This is a genomic window from Micromonospora sediminimaris (genome assembly GCF_016863575.1).
GTDB classification, from domain to species: Bacteria; Actinomycetota; Actinomycetes; order Mycobacteriales; family Micromonosporaceae; genus Micromonospora; species Micromonospora sediminimaris.
Window position 1 is genome coordinate 40031 of record NZ_BOPD01000020.1, and the last position, 15406, is coordinate 55436.

General features: G+C 72.1%; 17 protein-coding genes. 11 read left to right on the plus strand and 6 right to left on the minus strand.

The genetic code is table 11. The annotated features are described in order from the left end of the window. The first annotated feature begins 75 nt into the window (after positions 1 to 75). Both Vse01_RS17090 and Vse01_RS17095 read left to right on the plus strand, forming a co-directional pair. A complete protein-coding gene (locus Vse01_RS17090) occupies positions 76 to 1107 on the plus strand; it encodes an SIS domain-containing protein (protein ID WP_093405228.1) in 1032 nt (343 codons plus the stop codon). A 25-nt stretch (positions 1108 to 1132) separates the two neighbouring features. Continuing rightward, the gene (locus tag Vse01_RS17095) at positions 1133 to 2683 is read left to right on the plus strand and encodes a sensor histidine kinase (RefSeq protein WP_093405231.1); all 1551 of its coding nucleotides are present in this window, start codon (positions 1133 to 1135) and stop codon (positions 2681 to 2683) included. Between the two features lie 33 nt (positions 2684 to 2716). Here Vse01_RS17095 and Vse01_RS17100 read toward each other — a convergent pair whose 3' ends face one another. After that, a complete protein-coding gene (locus Vse01_RS17100) occupies positions 2717 to 4219 on the minus strand; it encodes a glycosyltransferase family 39 protein (RefSeq protein WP_232511273.1) in 1503 nt (500 codons plus the stop codon). A 389-nt stretch (positions 4220 to 4608) separates the two neighbouring features. Between Vse01_RS17100 and Vse01_RS17105 the strand changes: the two genes are divergently transcribed. From Vse01_RS17105 to Vse01_RS17120, 4 genes are read left to right on the plus strand one after another with little or no spacing between them, the layout of a single operon-like run. Then, positions 4609 to 6300: a nitrite/sulfite reductase gene (locus Vse01_RS17105; protein ID WP_093405237.1), complete on the plus strand. Its 1692-nt coding sequence runs from the start codon at positions 4609 to 4611 to the stop codon at positions 6298 to 6300. After that, on the plus strand, positions 6297 to 6458 hold the full coding sequence (locus tag Vse01_RS17110; protein WP_139233147.1) for an IS1 family transposase: 162 nt from the start codon (positions 6297 to 6299) through the stop codon (positions 6456 to 6458). The genes Vse01_RS17105 and Vse01_RS17110 overlap by 4 nt, the downstream gene beginning before the upstream one ends. After that, on the plus strand, positions 6455 to 7219 hold the full coding sequence (locus Vse01_RS17115) for a phosphoadenylyl-sulfate reductase (RefSeq protein WP_093405239.1): 765 nt from the start codon (positions 6455 to 6457) through the stop codon (positions 7217 to 7219). The genes Vse01_RS17110 and Vse01_RS17115 overlap by 4 nt, the downstream gene beginning before the upstream one ends. Then, a complete protein-coding gene (locus tag Vse01_RS17120; RefSeq protein ID WP_093405242.1) occupies positions 7201 to 7989 on the plus strand; it encodes a sirohydrochlorin chelatase in 789 nt (262 codons plus the stop codon). The genes Vse01_RS17115 and Vse01_RS17120 overlap by 19 nt, the downstream gene beginning before the upstream one ends. Positions 7990 to 8167: 178 nt before the next feature. Here Vse01_RS17120 and Vse01_RS17125 read toward each other — a convergent pair whose 3' ends face one another. Further along, positions 8168 to 8425 (minus strand): WhiB family transcriptional regulator, encoded by a 258-nt coding sequence (locus Vse01_RS17125; RefSeq protein WP_007072794.1) that lies wholly within the window; start codon positions 8423 to 8425, stop codon positions 8168 to 8170. A gap of 445 nt (positions 8426 to 8870) precedes the next feature. Continuing rightward, positions 8871 to 9815 (minus strand): diacylglycerol/lipid kinase family protein, encoded by a 945-nt coding sequence (locus tag Vse01_RS17130; RefSeq protein ID WP_093405245.1) that lies wholly within the window; start codon positions 9813 to 9815, stop codon positions 8871 to 8873. Positions 9816 to 9857: 42 nt separating this feature from the next. Here Vse01_RS17130 and Vse01_RS17135 point away from each other — a divergent pair, with 42 nt between their 5' ends. Then, on the plus strand, positions 9858 to 10247 hold the full coding sequence (locus Vse01_RS17135) for a hypothetical protein (RefSeq protein ID WP_093405247.1): 390 nt from the start codon (positions 9858 to 9860) through the stop codon (positions 10245 to 10247). An 18-nt stretch (positions 10248 to 10265) separates the two neighbouring features. On the opposite strand, the gene Vse01_RS17140 is transcribed toward Vse01_RS17135, so the two are convergent. After that, entirely contained in the window at positions 10266 to 10673 is a 408-nt protein-coding gene (locus tag Vse01_RS17140) for an ATP-binding protein (protein ID WP_093405509.1), read from the minus strand. A 211-nt stretch (positions 10674 to 10884) separates the two neighbouring features. Next, on the minus strand, positions 10885 to 11289 hold the full coding sequence (gene sodN, locus Vse01_RS17145) for a superoxide dismutase, Ni (RefSeq protein WP_093405250.1): 405 nt from the start codon (positions 11287 to 11289) through the stop codon (positions 10885 to 10887). Between the two features lie 25 nt (positions 11290 to 11314). Here sodN and Vse01_RS17150 point away from each other — a divergent pair, with 25 nt between their 5' ends. The 3 genes from Vse01_RS17150 (at position 11315) to Vse01_RS17160 (ending at position 14050) form a co-directional block, all read left to right on the plus strand. Next, positions 11315 to 11707: a S24/S26 family peptidase gene (locus Vse01_RS17150; protein ID WP_093405253.1), complete on the plus strand. Its 393-nt coding sequence runs from the start codon at positions 11315 to 11317 to the stop codon at positions 11705 to 11707. Between the two features lie 135 nt (positions 11708 to 11842). Beyond that, the gene (locus Vse01_RS17155) at positions 11843 to 13021 is read left to right on the plus strand and encodes an NAD(P)-dependent malic enzyme (RefSeq protein ID WP_093405256.1); all 1179 of its coding nucleotides are present in this window, start codon (positions 11843 to 11845) and stop codon (positions 13019 to 13021) included. A 66-nt stretch (positions 13022 to 13087) separates the two neighbouring features. Beyond that, positions 13088 to 14050, plus strand: coding sequence for a zinc-binding dehydrogenase (locus Vse01_RS17160; protein ID WP_170863446.1), 963 nt, complete (start codon positions 13088 to 13090; stop codon positions 14048 to 14050). Positions 14051 to 14159: 109 nt separating this feature from the next. Here the strand turns inward: Vse01_RS17160 and Vse01_RS17165 are convergent, their stop codons facing one another. After that, the gene (locus tag Vse01_RS17165) at positions 14160 to 15143 is read right to left on the minus strand and encodes an alpha/beta hydrolase family protein (RefSeq protein WP_093405258.1); all 984 of its coding nucleotides are present in this window, start codon (positions 15141 to 15143) and stop codon (positions 14160 to 14162) included. Between the two features lie 84 nt (positions 15144 to 15227). On the opposite strand from Vse01_RS17165, the gene Vse01_RS17170 reads away from it, so the two are divergent. After that, positions 15228 to 15395, plus strand: a complete 168-nt coding sequence (locus Vse01_RS17170) for a hypothetical protein (RefSeq protein WP_170863447.1) — start codon at positions 15228 to 15230, stop codon at positions 15393 to 15395. Positions 15396 to 15406 lie beyond the last annotated feature (11 nt).

Below are 15406 nucleotides of genomic sequence, written 5' to 3' on the forward strand. Positions count from 1 at the left end.
AAGGTGCAAGACTGAGCAGCAATCGCGCGGATATCGCGCAGGGGAGGAGCTTTCGTGACGCGCCCAGGTAGCGGCATGGCCGCCGACATCGACGAGCAGCCAGCCGGTTACGAGCGGTTGCTCTCCACCGAGCACGCCACCGCCATCGCCCGGGTGGCCGCGGCCGTCGCCGAGCGCCGACCCCGGCACGTGGTCTTCACCGCCCGAGGCACCTCGGACCACGCCGCGCTGTACGGCGCCTACCTCAGCGAGATCCGCCTCGGCCTGCCGGCCGGCCTGGCCTCGCCGAGCGCGATCACCCTCTTCGGCGCCCGGCCCGACCTCTCCGAGGCCCTGGTCGTGGGGGTCAGCCAGAGCGGCGGATCCCCCGACCTGACGGAGGTGCTCCGGGCCGCCCGCGACTCCGGTGCGCTCACCCTCGCCGTCACCAACGCACCGGATTCCCAGTTGGCGACGACCGCAGAACTCTCCGTGGACATCGCGGCAGGACACGAGCGGGCGGTCGCCGCCACCAAGACCTACACGGCCGAACTGCTCGCCCTGCTGATGCTTGTGGAGGGAATCCGGGCCGGCGACGGCGGGCTGCCCGCCGAGGAGCGCCGGGCCCTGGCCGACCTGCCCGAACTGGCCGCCCGCACCCTCACCGACCCCGTCGCGGCTCAGCTCGCGCCGCGCTACCGCTTCGCTGCCCAGATCGTCACCACCGGCCGGGGGTACGCGTATCCGACCGCCCGGGAGGCGGCGCTGAAGCTGATGGAGACCTCCTACCTGCCGGCGCTGGCCTTCTCCGGCGCGGACCTGCTGCACGGGCCGCTGGCCATGACCGACCCGGACGTGCCGGTGCTGGCGGTGGTCGGCTCGGGGCCGGGTGGGCGGTCGATGGGCGAGGTGCTGCCCCGGCTCGGTGAGCGCCGCGCCGACGTCGTCGTGGTCGGCTCCGCCGAGATCGACGGCGCCACCCGCCTCGCCGTGCCCGAGGTCGACGAGCGGTACGCCCCGCTGCTGGACATCCTGCCGTTGCAGCGGCTGGCGCTGGCGCTCGCCCTGACCCGGGGCGAGGATCCGGACGCACCGCGCGGGTTGAAGAAGGTCACCGCGACGATGTGATGGTCGGCGTGGCACGCTGGTCGGCGTGTCAACGCTGCGTGATCTCGCCGAGGAGCACACCCGCCTACGTCGGGTCGACATCGACCACCTGCACCGCATCGCCGGTGACTGGCAGTTGCTGTCCGACCTCTCCTTCGCCGACCTGCTGCTCTGGGTTCCGGTGGACGGCGAGGGCAGCTTCCTCTGCGTGGCCCAGGTCCGCCCGACCACCGCGCCCACCGCGTACCAGGACGACCAGGTGGGGCGGATCGTCGGCGGCCCGGAGGTGGCGCACCTGGAGGTCGCCTACCGGCAGGGACGCATCTGGCGGGAGGGCGACCCGGTCTGGTACGGCGACGTGCCCGCCCGGCACGAGGCGATCCCGGTCCGACTGCGCACGGCCGACGGCGAATCCGGCGAGGTGATCGCCGTGGTGGGCCGGGACACGAACCTCTCCACCGCGCGTACGCCCAGCCAGTTGGAGTTGAACTACCTGACCACCGCCGACGACCTGGCGCAGATGATCGCCGACGGCACCTTCCCGCCGCCCCGGCACCCGGGCGAGACCACCTCGGCGCCACGGGTCGGTGACGGGCTGGTGCGGCTGGACGCCGGTGGCAAGGTCACCTACGCCAGCCCCAACGCGCAGTCGGCGTACCGCCGGCTGGGGCACGCCTCGCTCCTGGTCGGTGAGGATCTCGCGGCGCTGCACCGGCGGCTGGCCGGTGATCCCCTGGACGGCACGGAGGCCGCGAACGGCATCCTCGCCGCGCTGCGCGGCGAGGCGCCGCCACGGCGGGAGATCGACGCGCGCGGGGCGACCATGCTCACCCGAGCGTTGCCACTGATGCCCGCCGGGGTGCCGATCGGCGCGCTGGTGCTGGTCCGCGACATCACCGAGGTACGCCGACGCGACCGCGCGTTGATCACCAAGGACGCCACCATCCGGGAGATCCACCACCGGGTGAAGAACAACCTGCAGACGGTGGCGGCGCTGCTGCGGCTACAGGCCCGCCGGGTGTCCATGCCGGAAGCGCGGGTGGCCCTGGAGGAGTCGGTACGCCGGGTGGCGTCGATCGCGCTGGTGCACGAGACGCTCGCCATGTCCAGCGACGAGGCGGTGGAGTTCGACGGGATCGTCGACCGGGTGGCCAACGCGGCGACCGAGGTGGCGGCGACCGAGGTGAGCGTCGCGATGCGCCGTACGGGCACCTTCGGCGTGCTGCCGGCCGAGATCGCCACCTCACTGGTGATGGTGCTCAACGAGCTGTTGCTCAACGCCGTCGAACACGGCTTCCCGCCGGCCGGTGACGACGCCCCGGTGACAGTCGGCCCGCCGAAGCCCGAGGTGGTGGTCTCGGCGCACCGGCTCCGCCGGATGCTGCATGTCACCGTCGCGGACAACGGCCGGGGCCTGCCGGCGGGATTCGAAGCCGAGGGCGGCGCGAAGCTCGGGTTGCAGATCGTCCGGGCGCTGGTCACCGGGGAGCTGCGCGGCACCATCGAGCTGCGCCCCGGCGCCGACGGCGGCACCGAGGCGTTTCTGGCCCTTCCGCTGGCGGCGCGCAGCGCCCCCGAGGGCCGCAGCGGCGGGTGACCCGTTCCGCCCACACCGCTCCGGCCAATCCGGTCAACCGCGCCGGGTGAGCAGGGCGAGGGTGACACCGGCACGCGGCCACACCTGGCTCAGCGTGAAGCGCTCGCGTAGCGCGTCCCCCTTGGCGCCGGGCACGGCGGCGAGGGGATCGGATCGCCGCCCGGCCAACACCAGCCAGACCCGGTCGACTCCGGCCAGGCACTCCGCCGGGCGGTCGCATTCGGCGGCCCACAGGTCACCTCGGCGTTCCTGCCCCTCGGCCAGCAACGCGTCCCGTGGGATTCGGCCGCCCAGGTGATAGCGCAGGCCGAGGTCGAGAAAGAGCCAGCTGTCCCGGGGCGAGTAGACCACCGCGTCGCCGGGACGCTGGCCCGCCGCGATGATCTCGGCCGTGGCCCGGTAGTCCACCGTTGCGGTGCGCGGCCACTCGTGGGTACGGCGCAGGGCCGCCTGCTCGGGCAGGCCGAGCAGGCCGGTCAGCATCACCACCGCCAGCGCGGCGGGTAGCCGGGCGGAGGCGAGTGCCGCGCCGGCCAGCAGGCAACCGAACGGCACCACGAAGACCAGGTAGCGGGGCACCCACAGGGGAACGGCCAACCCGGCCAGGAACAGCAGCAGCACCGGTGCCAGGACGCAACTCAGCGGCAGCAGTGCCCGACGGCCGGCCCGGGCCGCGCCGAGCGCGGCGAGCCCGATCAGCACACCGCCGACCACACCGCTCTGCGCCACCCCACCTGCCAGCGCCGCCAGGTCCCCAGGGCGGGCGGCGTCCACCCAGTCGAGCTGCCGTCCCCGCTGTCCGCTGGCCACCAGGGCCAGCGGCACCACCGCCATCGCCACCGGCACCAGGGCGGCCAACCAGTACCCGAGCACGCGGCCCGGCGCTGGCGACTGCCGTTTCCCGGCGCTGCGCTGCCCGTCACTCCGGCCGGCATCCGCGCCGGCGGCGGGACCGGCGCGGACGGTCCTGGCCAGTACGGCGACCGCGTGGGCGACGAGCAGGGTGAGCGCCACCAGGTGAGTGAGCCCGAGCGCGGTGGTCGCCGCCGCGTAGCCGATCAGGTGCCGCCGGGTGGGGCGTTGCAGCCCGGCGACCAGCAGCAGCGTGCTCAGCACGGCGAGTGCGCTGGCCAGGGCGTACGGCCGCGCCTCCTGCCCGTACCGGGAGGTGCCGGGCAGCACCGCGAACAGCAGGCCGGCGAGGGTGCCGACCCGGGCGTCCCACAGTCGGTGCCCGAGTACGGCGGTCAGGCCGGCGGTCGCGGCCATGGCCAGGGCTGAGGGCAGGCGCAGTGCGGCCACCGAGTCACCGGCCGCCGCCAACCAGGCGTGCATGAACAGGTAGTAGGGGCCGGTGGCGGCGTCGATGGTGCCGGCCAGCCGGAACAGGCCGCCCAGTTCTCGGGTGGCGGCGCTCCAGGTCGCCAACTCGTCGCGCCACGGCTGGGCGGCGTCCAGCCCCACCAGCGTGGCCAGCAGGGTGACCGTCGCCGGTGCCAGCCATACCGGTACCGAGCGCAGCCGCCCTCCGCTCAGCCGGACGCCGATCCCGGCCGCCGGAATCGACCTATCGGACAAATGCCCCACGTCGCGAGCCTGCCACACGGTGACGCTCGGGGGAGCCGGCAGCGACCGCCCGTGATGTGGGATCACGCACGTCACCATTGGCTGCCCCGCCCGAGGTGTGGCAGCATGACGTCCATGACTGCCGCTGTCGTCCGCCGCTTCGTGGCTCGCCGCCACGTCGATTACGGCCGCGTACGCAGCGCCATCTGTCCGGCTCACTGACGACGCCCGACCATTCCTGCCTCGGGCACGCAGCGCGCCGGCCGTGCAGAGACATCGCTGTCCACGGTCCCTCCGGGAACCGGTCGTCGCGCCCGCCCAGCCCCACCGAGGCGCAGCAGACAACGGAGGACGCCGCGATGGCAGTCAGCGAGATTCCGGCCCGCCCGCCGCGGGCGCCCCGGCGCCCCCGTGGTGAGGGCCAGTGGGCGCTCGGGCACCGAGAGCCCCTCAACCCCAATGAGCGGATCAAGAAGGACGACGACCCGCTCAACGTCCGGGCCCGCATCGAGAACATCTACGCCCACCGCGGGTTCGCCTCCATCGACCCGCAGGACCTGCGCGGCCGGTTCCGGTGGTGGGGCCTGTACACCCAGCGGAAGGCGGGCATCGACGGCGGGCGTACCGCCGTGCTGGAGCCGCACGAGCTTGAAGACGAGTACTTCATGCTGCGGGTACGCGTCGACGGCGGCCAGCTCGACCTGACCCAGTTGCGGACGATCGCCGAGATCTCCCGGGAGTTCGCCCGGGACACCGCGGACGTCACCGACCGGCAGAACATCCAGTACCACTGGATCCGGGTCGAGGACATGCCGGAGATCTGGCGGCGGCTGGAGTCGGTCGGGTTGCAGACCACCGAGGCGTGCGGCGACTGTCCCCGGATCGTGCTGGGCAGCCCGGTGGCCGGGGTCGCCGAGGCCGAGCGGATCGACCCCACCCCGGCCATCGACGAGATCGTCAAGCGGTACGTCGGCGACAAGCAGTTCTCCAACCTGCCGCGCAAGTTCAAGTCGTCGATCTCCTGGCTGGTGGACACCCCGTACGAGGCGAACGACATCGCCTTCCTCGGTGTCGATCACCCGGAACACGGCCCGGGCTTCGACCTCTGGGTCGGCGGGGGCCTGTCCACCAACCCGATGCTGGCCCAGCGGCTCGGCACCTGGGTACCGCTGTCCGAGGTACCCGACGTCTGGGCCGGCGTGGTGGGCATCTTCCGCGACTACGGCTACCGCCGGCTGCGTCACCGGGCCCGACTGAAGTTCCTGGTCGCCGACTGGGGGGTGGCGAAGTTCCGGGAGGTGCTGGAGAAGGAGTACCTCGGCCGGACGCTGCTCGACGGCCCCGCCCCGGCACTGCCGGAGCGGCCGATCGACCACATCGGCGTACACCGCCAGCGTGACGGCCGCAACTACGTCGGCGCCGCCCCGGTGGTCGGGCGGGTCTCCGGGAGCCAGCTCGCCCAACTCGCGGACGTCGTCGAGGCGCACGGCAGCGAGCGGGTACGACTCACCCCGTACCAGAAGCTGCTGGTGCTCGACGTGCCGCCGGAGCGGACGGAGTCGCTGGTCGCGGGCCTGCGCGAGATCGGCCTGGAGGCCCAACCGTCGGCCTGGCGGCGCGGCACCATGGCCTGCACCGGCATCGAGTACTGCAAGCTCGCCATCGTCGAGACCAAGGCGCGCGGCGAGGAGCTGGTGGCCCGGCTGGAGCAGCGACTACGCGACTTCGACGCGGACATCTCCATCCACATCAACGGCTGCCCCAACGCCTGCGCCCGCACCCAGGTGGCGGACATCGGCCTCAAGGGGCAGCTGGTGACCGGGCCGGACGGCCGTCAGGTGGAGGGCTTCCAGGTGCATCTCGGCGGTGGGCTCGGCATGGCCGAGGGGCGTACCGCCGGATTCGGGCGCAAGCTGCGTGGCCTGAAGACGACCGCCGAGGAACTGCCCGGGTACGTCGAGCGGCTGGCCGTTCGCTACCTGGCCGGCCGGACCGAGGGTGAGACGTTCGCCAACTGGGTGATTCGGGTCGACGAGGAGGAACTGCGATGAGTGGTGAGACTCGTTCCGTGCCGCTGTACTGCCCGTACTGCGGCGAGGAGGATCTGCGGCCGAGCGAGGCCGGGCACGGCGCCTGGGAGTGCCACGCCTGCGCGCGGGTCTTCACGGTCAGGTTCAGCGGCCTGCTCTCCCAGGCGGTGAACCGGTGAGCGCCCTGGTCTCCGCCGCCGGTCTGGGCCTGGTCGGCACCACCGCCGTGGCCACCGCTGATCCGTCCCGACGCGACCCGGACGAGCTGCGGACGCTTGCCGAACGGGCCGGGCGGGAACTGGAAGGCGCGCCCGCGTCGGAGATCGCGCGGTGGGCGGCGGAGACCTTCGGGGAGCGGTTCTGCGTGACCAGCTCGATGGCCGACGCCGTCCTCGCCCACCTGGTCTCCCGGGTGGCACCCGGGGTGGATGTGGTCTTTCTCGACACCGGGCTGCACTTTCCGGAGACCCTCGCCGTCCGCGACGAGGTGGCCCGCACCCTCCCGGTGAACGTCCGGTCCATCCGGCCGCGACTCACCGTGGGTCAACAGGACGGTGAGTACGGACCGCGGCTGTTCAACAGGTCTCCGGACGAATGCTGCCAGCTGCGCAAGGTGGAGCCGCTGGAGCGGGCGCTTACCGACTATGACGCGTGGGCCGCCGGCCTGCGTCGCGACGAGTCGCCGACCCGCGCAAACACGCCGGTGGTCACCTTCGACGCGCGTCGGGGCAAGGTGAAGGTCAACCCGATCGCCGCCTGGACGCAGGCGGACGTCGACGCGTACATCGCCCGGTGGAACGTCCCGGTCAACGAGCTGTTCCGGCGCGGCTACGGCTCGATCGGTTGCTGGCCGTGCACCCGGCGGACCGGAGCCGGTGAGGACTCCCGGGCCGGTCGCTGGGCGATGTTCGAGAAGACCGAGTGCGGGCTGCACGTCTGACCGGAGGCGTCGGCCCGACCGGCGAGCACCGGTCGGGTGACGATCCGTTGCTGCTGGTCGCCCACGGCAGTCGCGATCCCCGGGCGGCCGAGGCGACCAGGGCTCTGGCCCGGGCGGTCGCCGCCGCCCGCCCCGGTACGCCGGTGCTGCCGAGTTGGCTCGACCACACCGAGCCTGGTCCGACCGAGGCGCTGCGCGGGCTGGTTGCCGCCGGGTACTCCCGGGCGGTGCTGGTGCCGCTGCTGCTGACCGCCGCCTATCACCGTCGGGTCGACATCCCGGCAGCGGTGGCGGCGGCCCAGCGATCCGGCCCGCCGATCCAGGTGCGGGTCACCGACGTGCTCGGGCCGGTGCGGGGCGAGGTGGACCCGGCGCTGCTGGCCGGGTTGCGGCGGCGGCTCGGCGAGTCGCGGCCGGGTCGGTGCGACGCCGTGGTGCTGGCCGCTGCGGGCACCCGTGACGCCGCGGCACGGGGGTCCGTCGGGCGGGTGGCCGCCGCACTGGGCGCGGCCCTGGACGTGCCGACCCGGGTGTCGTACGCCTCGGCGGCACCGCCGAATGCCGGTGCGGCGGTGACCCGACTGCGGGCGGCCGGCGCACGACGGGTGGCCGTGGCGGCCTACTTCCTGGCCCCCGGGCTGTTTCACGACGCGGTGACGGCGGCTGCCCGGGATGCCGGCGCGGTCGCGGTGGCATCCCCGCTGACCGATGTACCGGATCTCGTGGACCTGATACTCCGCCGGGTAACCACTACGTCGACGCACACCTGACTCTCCGTACCGACGCAAAAGAGCACGTGACGTCAGCCCGGGTCGCAACGGCGATATCTGCGGAGTCGGCATTTGTCGGTGACGTTGCGGGCCATGAACGGTGGTTCAGGGCGGACAGCAGAACGCCCCGGCGGGCTGAGCCGGCCAGGGCGTTTCGCTTCGTACGTGTGTGTGGTGGTCAGGCGGAGTGAGCGCGCAGCACCCGGAGGCCGCCGCGACGCTTGACGGCGCGCCGCTCCTCCTCGCTCATCCCGCCCCAGACGCCAGCGTCCTGACCGGATTCCAGCGCCCACTGCAGGCACTGGTCGGTCACGGAGCAGCGCCGGCAGACGGCCTTGGCCTGCTCGACCTGCAGGAGAGCCGGACCGGACGTCCCAATCGGGAAGAACAGCTCCGGGTCCTCGTCGCGGCAGACAGCATGGTGACGCCAGTCCATGGCGGCAACACTCCTCATTCTGGATGGGTGGCAGATGTTGCTTGTTGGTGCTTTTCCTATATGCATCCGCATTGCCGATGGTGACGGTTCGCGTCCGTCATTTCGGCAATGCGTGAGCAGGCTGTTAACCCCGGGGGGCCTGCTGGAAAAGCTCACCTTGCCGAGCATGTCCAGGCAATGTCCCGGTAACTCAAGTTCGCTTGTGAATACTTTCACGAACTCACGCGATGTCAAGGGTGGCGCTCGGAAAAACTCCGGACGGTGAGCAAGCCCACAACCCATTTGTCCGAGTTCCGGATCTCTCCGGCTACCCGTCGTATCACAGTCGAGGATCAATATAGTACAGTCCGCCGCGCATTGCTGACATTTCCGGCATCCGTCCCGGGTGTCGCAGTCGTCGCGCGGGGGATGTCGCCGACTACCTCACCCCGGTGGTACCGGAGACCTAACAGATTACTCTGAGTGCGGCGGGAACGCTTGTGAATCTGACTTTTTCCCGCTCGCCAAGATAGTCGCCGTCGAGCTGAAACGCCTGCGGACGGCTCGCGACCAGCGTGAACTCGGCCATGTCATGCAGCCGCAGCACCTGGCGACCGTGTGGATCGGGCGTCGGAGAGAAGAATTGCGTCACGGTGCGTGTCGTGCTGGCGACGCCGAGCTGGCGCAGGGCCAGTACGTCGAGCCCCAGATCGAACGACGCGGCCGGATTCGGGTTGACCTCCCGGTCCCCGACGTACGTCCACGGAGCGGTGTTCTGCACGATGATCGTGGCCAGCTCGCCCTCGGTCGTCTCGCCCGGCCGTTCCAACTGGATGGCCGGGTGTCGTCGCTCGTTGCCCAGCAGCAACTGCGCGGTGAACGCCCGAAAGTAGAGCGAGGGGGAGGAGACCCGGCCCCGGCGGCGAGCCTCCTCGACCCGGTGGATCACCGCCGCGTCGAGCCCGAATCCGGCGCAGAAGGTGAAGTAGCGATCGTCGGCCCGGCCGAGGCCGATCGTGCGGCGTCGGCCCAGCCGCAGTCCCTCCATGATCATGCTGGCGCCCTCCGGCCATTCCCGGGGCAGGCCGAGCGCACGGGCGAAGACGTTCGTCGAGCCGCCGGGCACGGTGGCCAGGGCCGGCAGCCGGTCGGCGGTCGGTTCCGCACCACCCGCGGTGGTCGCCGTCATCAGCCCGTTGACCACCTCGTTCACCGTGCCGTCGCCACCTAGGGTGACCACTGCGTCGACACCCTCCTCGGCGGCCTCCCGGGCCAGCGTGGTGGCGTGGCCGCGCTGGCGGGTGTAGCGCACGGAGAGGTCGACCTCACTGCGCAGCGCTCGGACGAGCACGTCACGCGCGCGCTCACTGGTGGTGGTGGCCTTCGGATTGACCAGCAGGACGGCCCGCATGGGCGGCACTGTACTCCGCGCCGTCACCGGTATCGTGACCGCGTGACCATCGACTCCGACCCGACGCCCGTCACGCTCCGTTGGGCGGTCCGGCTGCTGCGCGGTGAGGCGGTCGCCGTCGGGCTGGTCGCCGCCTGGCTGATCTTCGCGGATCTGACCGCCACCACCACCCACCTGACGTCGGCGCTGCTGGTGACGGCCTTCGCCGTCGGTGCCGCGGTCGCCCTCTGGGCGCTGGGCGGTGCCCTGCTCCGACGGCGGGCCGGTGCCCGCGCGCCGGCCATCGTGCTTCAGCTCATGCTGCTGCCGATCGGCTGGTTCATGATCCAGGGCGGGCTCGGCTGGCTCGGCGTGCCACTTATCGCGCTCGGCGTCGGGGTCACCTGGCTGCTGGTGAGCCCGCCGACCACCCGCGCCCTGGGCTTCGAGTGAGCTGACCCGGGCGCCCGGTCACCAGCCGGAGGCGCGTCGGGTGAGCAGCGAGATGGTCGCCCGGCCGTCGCTCGCCCGTGCCCCCGCCGAGGTGGTCAGCGCGGTGAGCACCTTCCAGGCGAACGACGACTCCGCCGGCAGCCGGGCGCCCGGCATCGTCGGCACGGTCACCTCGACGGTCAGTGCGTCCTCGGTGACCGCGAAGCGGCAGTCCAGTTCGGCGTCCGCGGCGGCGATGGCGAGCAGCATCGCGCACGCCTCGTCGACCGCGATCCGCAGATCCTCGATCTCGTCCAGGGCGAACTGGAGCCGTGCCGCGAGACCGGCGGTGGCGGTGCGGAGAACGCTCAGATATCCGCCGTCCGCGGGCACGGTGAGGTGCACGATGTCGTCATCGGTCGTCGGCTGGCCGGTCAGTTGAGTCACCACTCATCCCCCCGGTCGGGGACTCTACCCGCTCGGGCCGCCACGCGGTTGACGACGGTCAGTGCGGCGGCCCGGCGGCGCGGCCGGACCGCACGGCACCGCCCGGACGGGGATCCGAGGGCCACAACGCGTCGGCGGTCGGCGCGTCCCGTTGGGGACGCGCCGACCGCCGACGCGATGAACCAGGTTCAGGTGCCGTACGCGGGCGACCTCACGCCTGCTTGGTCTCCCAGAAAATCTTGGAGATCTCGTCGATCTTCTGAAGCAGCTCGTCCGCCTTGGTCGGATCGGTGGCGCCCTTGGCACCGGCGGCACCGGCCAGCTTGGTGGCCTCGTTGAACAGCTGGTGCAGGTGCGGGTACTTCTCGAAGTGCGGAGGCTTGAAGTAGTCGGTCCACAGCACCCAGAGGTGGTGCTTGACCAGCTCGGCCCGCTGCTCCTTGATCAGGATGGCCCTGGTGCGGAACTCCGGGTCGGTGTTGGCCTGGTACTTCTCGCAGATCATTTTCACCGACTCGGCCTCGATGCGGGCCTGCGCGGGGTCGTAGACGCCGCAGGGCAGGTCGCAGTGGGCGCTGGCGCTCACGCGGGGCGCAAGGATGCGTGGAAGTCGCATCGGGATCCTCCATGGGAAGTTTGCGATGATCCAAGACGACATTACTCCTGGACGGTGGTCCCCGAGGGGGCTGGAGGTGAAACCCGTGCCCGCCACCCGGCTGCGGTGGCCGCTGTCGGCCGTGCTGGTGACCGGACCCTCCATGGCACCCACGCTGCGTCACGGTGACGCGGTGCTGGTGCGCCGGGGCGGCCGGGCCACCCGGCCCGGTGACGTGGTGATTGCGGTTTTCCGCACTCGACCGGACCTGCTGGTGGTCAAACGGGCCGTCCGCCCCGTCGACGGCGGCTGGTGGCTGTCCGGTGACAACGGCCTGGTCACCGACGACTCCCGCAGCTACGGCGTGGCGGACGTGCAGGGCCGGGTGGTGGCCCGGTACTGGCCCCGGCCCGGCCGGGTGCCGCCAAGACCGTTATGAACCTGCTCACATACTGGACCCCTGAGCCTGACTATGCTCGGAAGTGCCCGGGTGACCCCCCGCACCGCCGCCGCTCGCTCGCCTCACCGTGCGCCCGACCGGCCGGCCCAGCTGCTCGATCTTTCTGGAGTCACCATGTCTTCGTCCACCGTGGACCCTGCTGATCCCGTCTTCCAACTGCACCGGGGCGGCAAGATGGCCGTCGTCTCGACCGTGCCGCTGACCAGCCGGGACGATCTCTCCCTCGCGTACACCCCGGGTGTGGCCCGGGTCTGCGAGGCGATCGCCGCCGACCCGTCCCTCGCCCACGACTACACCTGGGCCTCGCGCGCAGTCGCGGTCGTCACCGACGGCTCGGCCGTACTCGGTCTCGGCAACATCGGCCCGAGCGCCGCACTGCCGGTGATGGAGGGCAAGGCCGTGCTGTTCAAGCAGTTCGGCGGGGTCGACGCGGTACCGGTCTGCCTGGCCACCCAGGACGTCGACGAGATCGTCGCGGTGGTCACCGCGCTCGCGCCGTCGTTCGGTGGCATCAACCTGGAGGACATCAGCGCGCCGCGGTGCTTCGAGGTGGAGCGGCGGCTCGACGAGGCGTTGGACATCCCCGTCTTCCACGACGACCAGCACGGCACCGCGATCGTCGTGCTGGCCGCGCTACGCAACGCGGCGACGCTGCTCAACCGCAAGCTCGGGGATCTGCGGGTGGCCGTCAGCGGTGCGGGAGCGGCCGGCGTGGCGGTGACCAGGATGCTGGTGGCCGGCGGCGTGGACCCGGAGCGAGTCGTGGTCTGCGACTCCCAGGGCATCATCTGTCGGCAGCGCACCGGACTCACCGGGACGAAGGCCGAACTCGCCGAGCTGACCAACGCCGACGGCCGGCAGGGCGACGTCGCCGAGGCGCTGCGCGACGCCGACGTGCTGATCGGGGTCTCCGGCGGGCGGATCCCCGAACGTGCGGTGGCCGGCATGGCCCCGGGCGGCATCGTGTTCGCGCTGGCCAACCCCACCCCCGAGGTGGACCCGGAGGTGGCGGCCCGACACGTCGCGGTGGTCGCCACCGGCCGCAGTGACTACCCGAATCAGATCAACAACGTGTTGGCCTTCCCGGGCGTTTTCCGAGGTGCGCTCGACGCCCGAGCCACCCGGATCACCGACGCCATGAAGGTCGCCGCGGCCGATGCGATCGCCTCGGTGGTGGCCGAGACGCTCACGCCCGAGGCCATCGTGCCCTCGCCGCTCGACCCGCGGGTGGCACCGGCGGTGGCCGACGCGGTCGCCGAGGCGGCCCGCCGGGACGGCGTGGCCCGCGCCTGAGGTGTCACGAAGGGCCCTGTCCAGGCGTGGACAGGGCCCTTCTTAACGGGCGCTCAGCTTGTTACGGTGCGGATCATGCGTGCCGCCTTCGCCTCCCGTTTCGACGACGCCGACCCGCTCGCCGCGCTCACCGTCGGTGATCAGCCCGAGCCGCGCCTGCCCGACGAGGACTGGGTGACGCTGCGCGTCACGGCCAGTTCGCTGAACCACCACGACCTGTGGTCGCTACGCGGCGTCGGGCTCCGTGCCGAACAACTGCCGATGATCCTCGGCTGCGACGCGGCCGGCGTGGACCCCGACGGTAACGAGGTGGTCGTCTACCCCGTCGTACCGACGCCCGGCGACCCGCGCGGAATGTCCATCCTCTCCGAGCACTTCCCCGGGACGCTGGCGGAGCGGGTGGCCGTACCCAGGTCGAACCTGCTGCCGCTGCCGGCGGGGCTGGCGGCGGCCGACGCCGCGTGCCTGCCGACGGCCTGGCTGACGGCCTGGCGGATGCTCACCACCAAGGGCCGGGTCGCCGACGCCGACGCCGTCCTGGTCCAGGGCGCCGGGGGTGGCGTGGCCACCGCGGCCGTCGTGCTGGCCGTCGCGCTCGGCAAGCGGGTGTACGCGACCAGCCGCGACGCCGCCAAGCGCGAGCGCATCGCCGAGTTGGGCGCGACCGCCGTGCAACCGGGCGCGCGGCTGCCCGAGCGGGTCGACCTGGTGATCGAGACGGTCGGTGCGGCGACCTTCGACCACTCGTTGAAGTCGGCCGCCCTGGGTGCCCGGATCGTGGTCTCCGGCGCCACCGCCGGCCACGAGCCGACTGTCAACCTGCGCCGGGTCTTCGCCATGCAGCTGGAGATCCTGGGTACCTCGATGGGCACGCCTGACGAACTGGCCGCCCTGCTGACGTTCTGCGCCGAGCGAGGCGTGCGTCCGGTGATCGACAGCGTGGTGCCGTTCAGCCGCGTCGGCGACGCCTTCGCCCGGCTGCACTCAGGTGACGTCTTCGGCAAGGTGGTCGTCGACCACACCGCCTGATCCGTCCCCGGACCGACCGGATCGCGCACTTTCCCCGATGGTGGGGGCTGCCCGGCCGCTGAGGCAGCAACATCCCCGATGGTGCGGCGTGGATCCGGCGGTGTGCGGGTTACAGGTTGTTGTCGAGGGTGGCGACGTCGTCGCGGGAGGCGGCGGTGGGGATGCGCTTCTTGGCTTCGGCGTCGCCGTAGAGCGTCCAACGCAGGAACTCGGTGGTGGTGTCGGCGACCACCCGCAGCGCGGCCCCCTCGCCGCGGAGCAGGGCACGGCCATGGTCGCCGTCGGGCAGGCTCAGCATCGCCTTCGGCCACGGCACCTTGTCGTACACGGCCTTGCCGGCGGCGTACTGCACCACCTCGTCGGCCTGGCCGTGCACGAACAGCTGCGGCGCGGCGGCACCGGCGAACGCGGTGCCCACCCCGAGGGCGGTGCCGGCGAAGACGATTCCGGCAGCCAGCCGCTCGTCGCGGCCGGCGGTGAACAGCCCGATGGTGGTCACCGCACCCGCGGAGTGGCCGGCGGCGGCCACCCGGTCGGTGGCCAGCCGCCCGCGAAGGGGATCACCGTCCCGGGTGTCGAGGGCGAGCAACCGGGTCAGCGCGTACGACACGTCGGCCGGCTGGTTGAGCACATCGAGCACATTTGGGTCGCCGCCACCACGGGAGGTCTTCGGGAAGGTCGGCGCGGCCACCACGAAACCGGCCGAAGCCCACCGGGTCAGCAGCGACTCGTAGTCGTCGGGACGGCCACCCAGGCCGTGGCTGAACATGATCACGGGGAACTTCCCGTCCGCGGCGTCGACACCGCTGGCCGGCTGCCCACCGGCCCGGCCGGCCGCCGGGTACCAGACGGTCACCGGCAGTGGTCGGTCGCCGTCGCGGTTCAGCTTCAGCTGCCGTACGCCGAGCGCGAAGGTGCCCTCCGGGGCGTTGCCGGCAGGGACCGCCGGGGAGACCGAGGGCGCGACGGAGACAGTGGCCTGCGGAGTGGGGGCATCCGCCCGCTCGGTGGGCTCACGGTCGGTGGAACAGCCTGCCAGGGTGCTGGCGAGGAGAGCGGTGGCGGCCAGAGCGGAGGCGGCACGACGCGACATGGCTCCGATTGTGCCCGCACCATCCGCGGCGCGTACGGGCGCACCGGGCACGCCGGCTGGACAGGTTTCGCTAAGGTTCCCGGCATGGCTGAGAACTACACCGACCCGAGCGGCAACACCGAGGCGTTCCGTGCCTTCGTCGACACGGAGGCCGCTCCGGCGGAGGCCGCGTCGCGTACTGGTCTGATCATCGGGGCGGCTGTGGTCGCCGCGGTGCTGCTCGCCCTCGCCACCTGGCTCGCCTTCGGCTGACCAGGCCGGCG

Coding starts and splice junctions, on each gene's coding strand:
- Vse01_RS17090 (WP_093405228.1), top strand. CDS start 76: ATGGCCGCCGACATCGACGAGCAGCCAGCCGGTTACGAGCGGTTGCTC.
- Vse01_RS17105 (WP_093405237.1), top strand. CDS start 4,609: ATGGCAGTCAGCGAGATTCCGGCCCGCCCGCCGCGGGCGCCCCGGCGC.
- Vse01_RS17110 (WP_139233147.1), top strand. CDS start 6,297: ATGAGTGGTGAGACTCGTTCCGTGCCGCTGTACTGCCCGTACTGCGGC.
- Vse01_RS17125 (WP_007072794.1), bottom strand. CDS start 8,425: ATGGACTGGCGTCACCATGCTGTCTGCCGCGACGAGGACCCGGAGCTG.
- Vse01_RS17130 (WP_093405245.1), bottom strand. CDS start 9,815: ATGCGGGCCGTCCTGCTGGTCAATCCGAAGGCCACCACCACCAGTGAG.
- sodN (WP_093405250.1), bottom strand. CDS start 11,289: ATGCGACTTCCACGCATCCTTGCGCCCCGCGTGAGCGCCAGCGCCCAC.
- Vse01_RS17150 (WP_093405253.1), top strand. CDS start 11,315: ATGATCCAAGACGACATTACTCCTGGACGGTGGTCCCCGAGGGGGCTG.
- Vse01_RS17155 (WP_093405256.1), top strand. CDS start 11,843: ATGTCTTCGTCCACCGTGGACCCTGCTGATCCCGTCTTCCAACTGCAC.
- Vse01_RS17165 (WP_093405258.1), bottom strand. CDS start 15,143: ATGTCGCGTCGTGCCGCCTCCGCTCTGGCCGCCACCGCTCTCCTCGCC.
- Vse01_RS17170 (WP_170863447.1), top strand. CDS start 15,228: ATGGCTGAGAACTACACCGACCCGAGCGGCAACACCGAGGCGTTCCGT.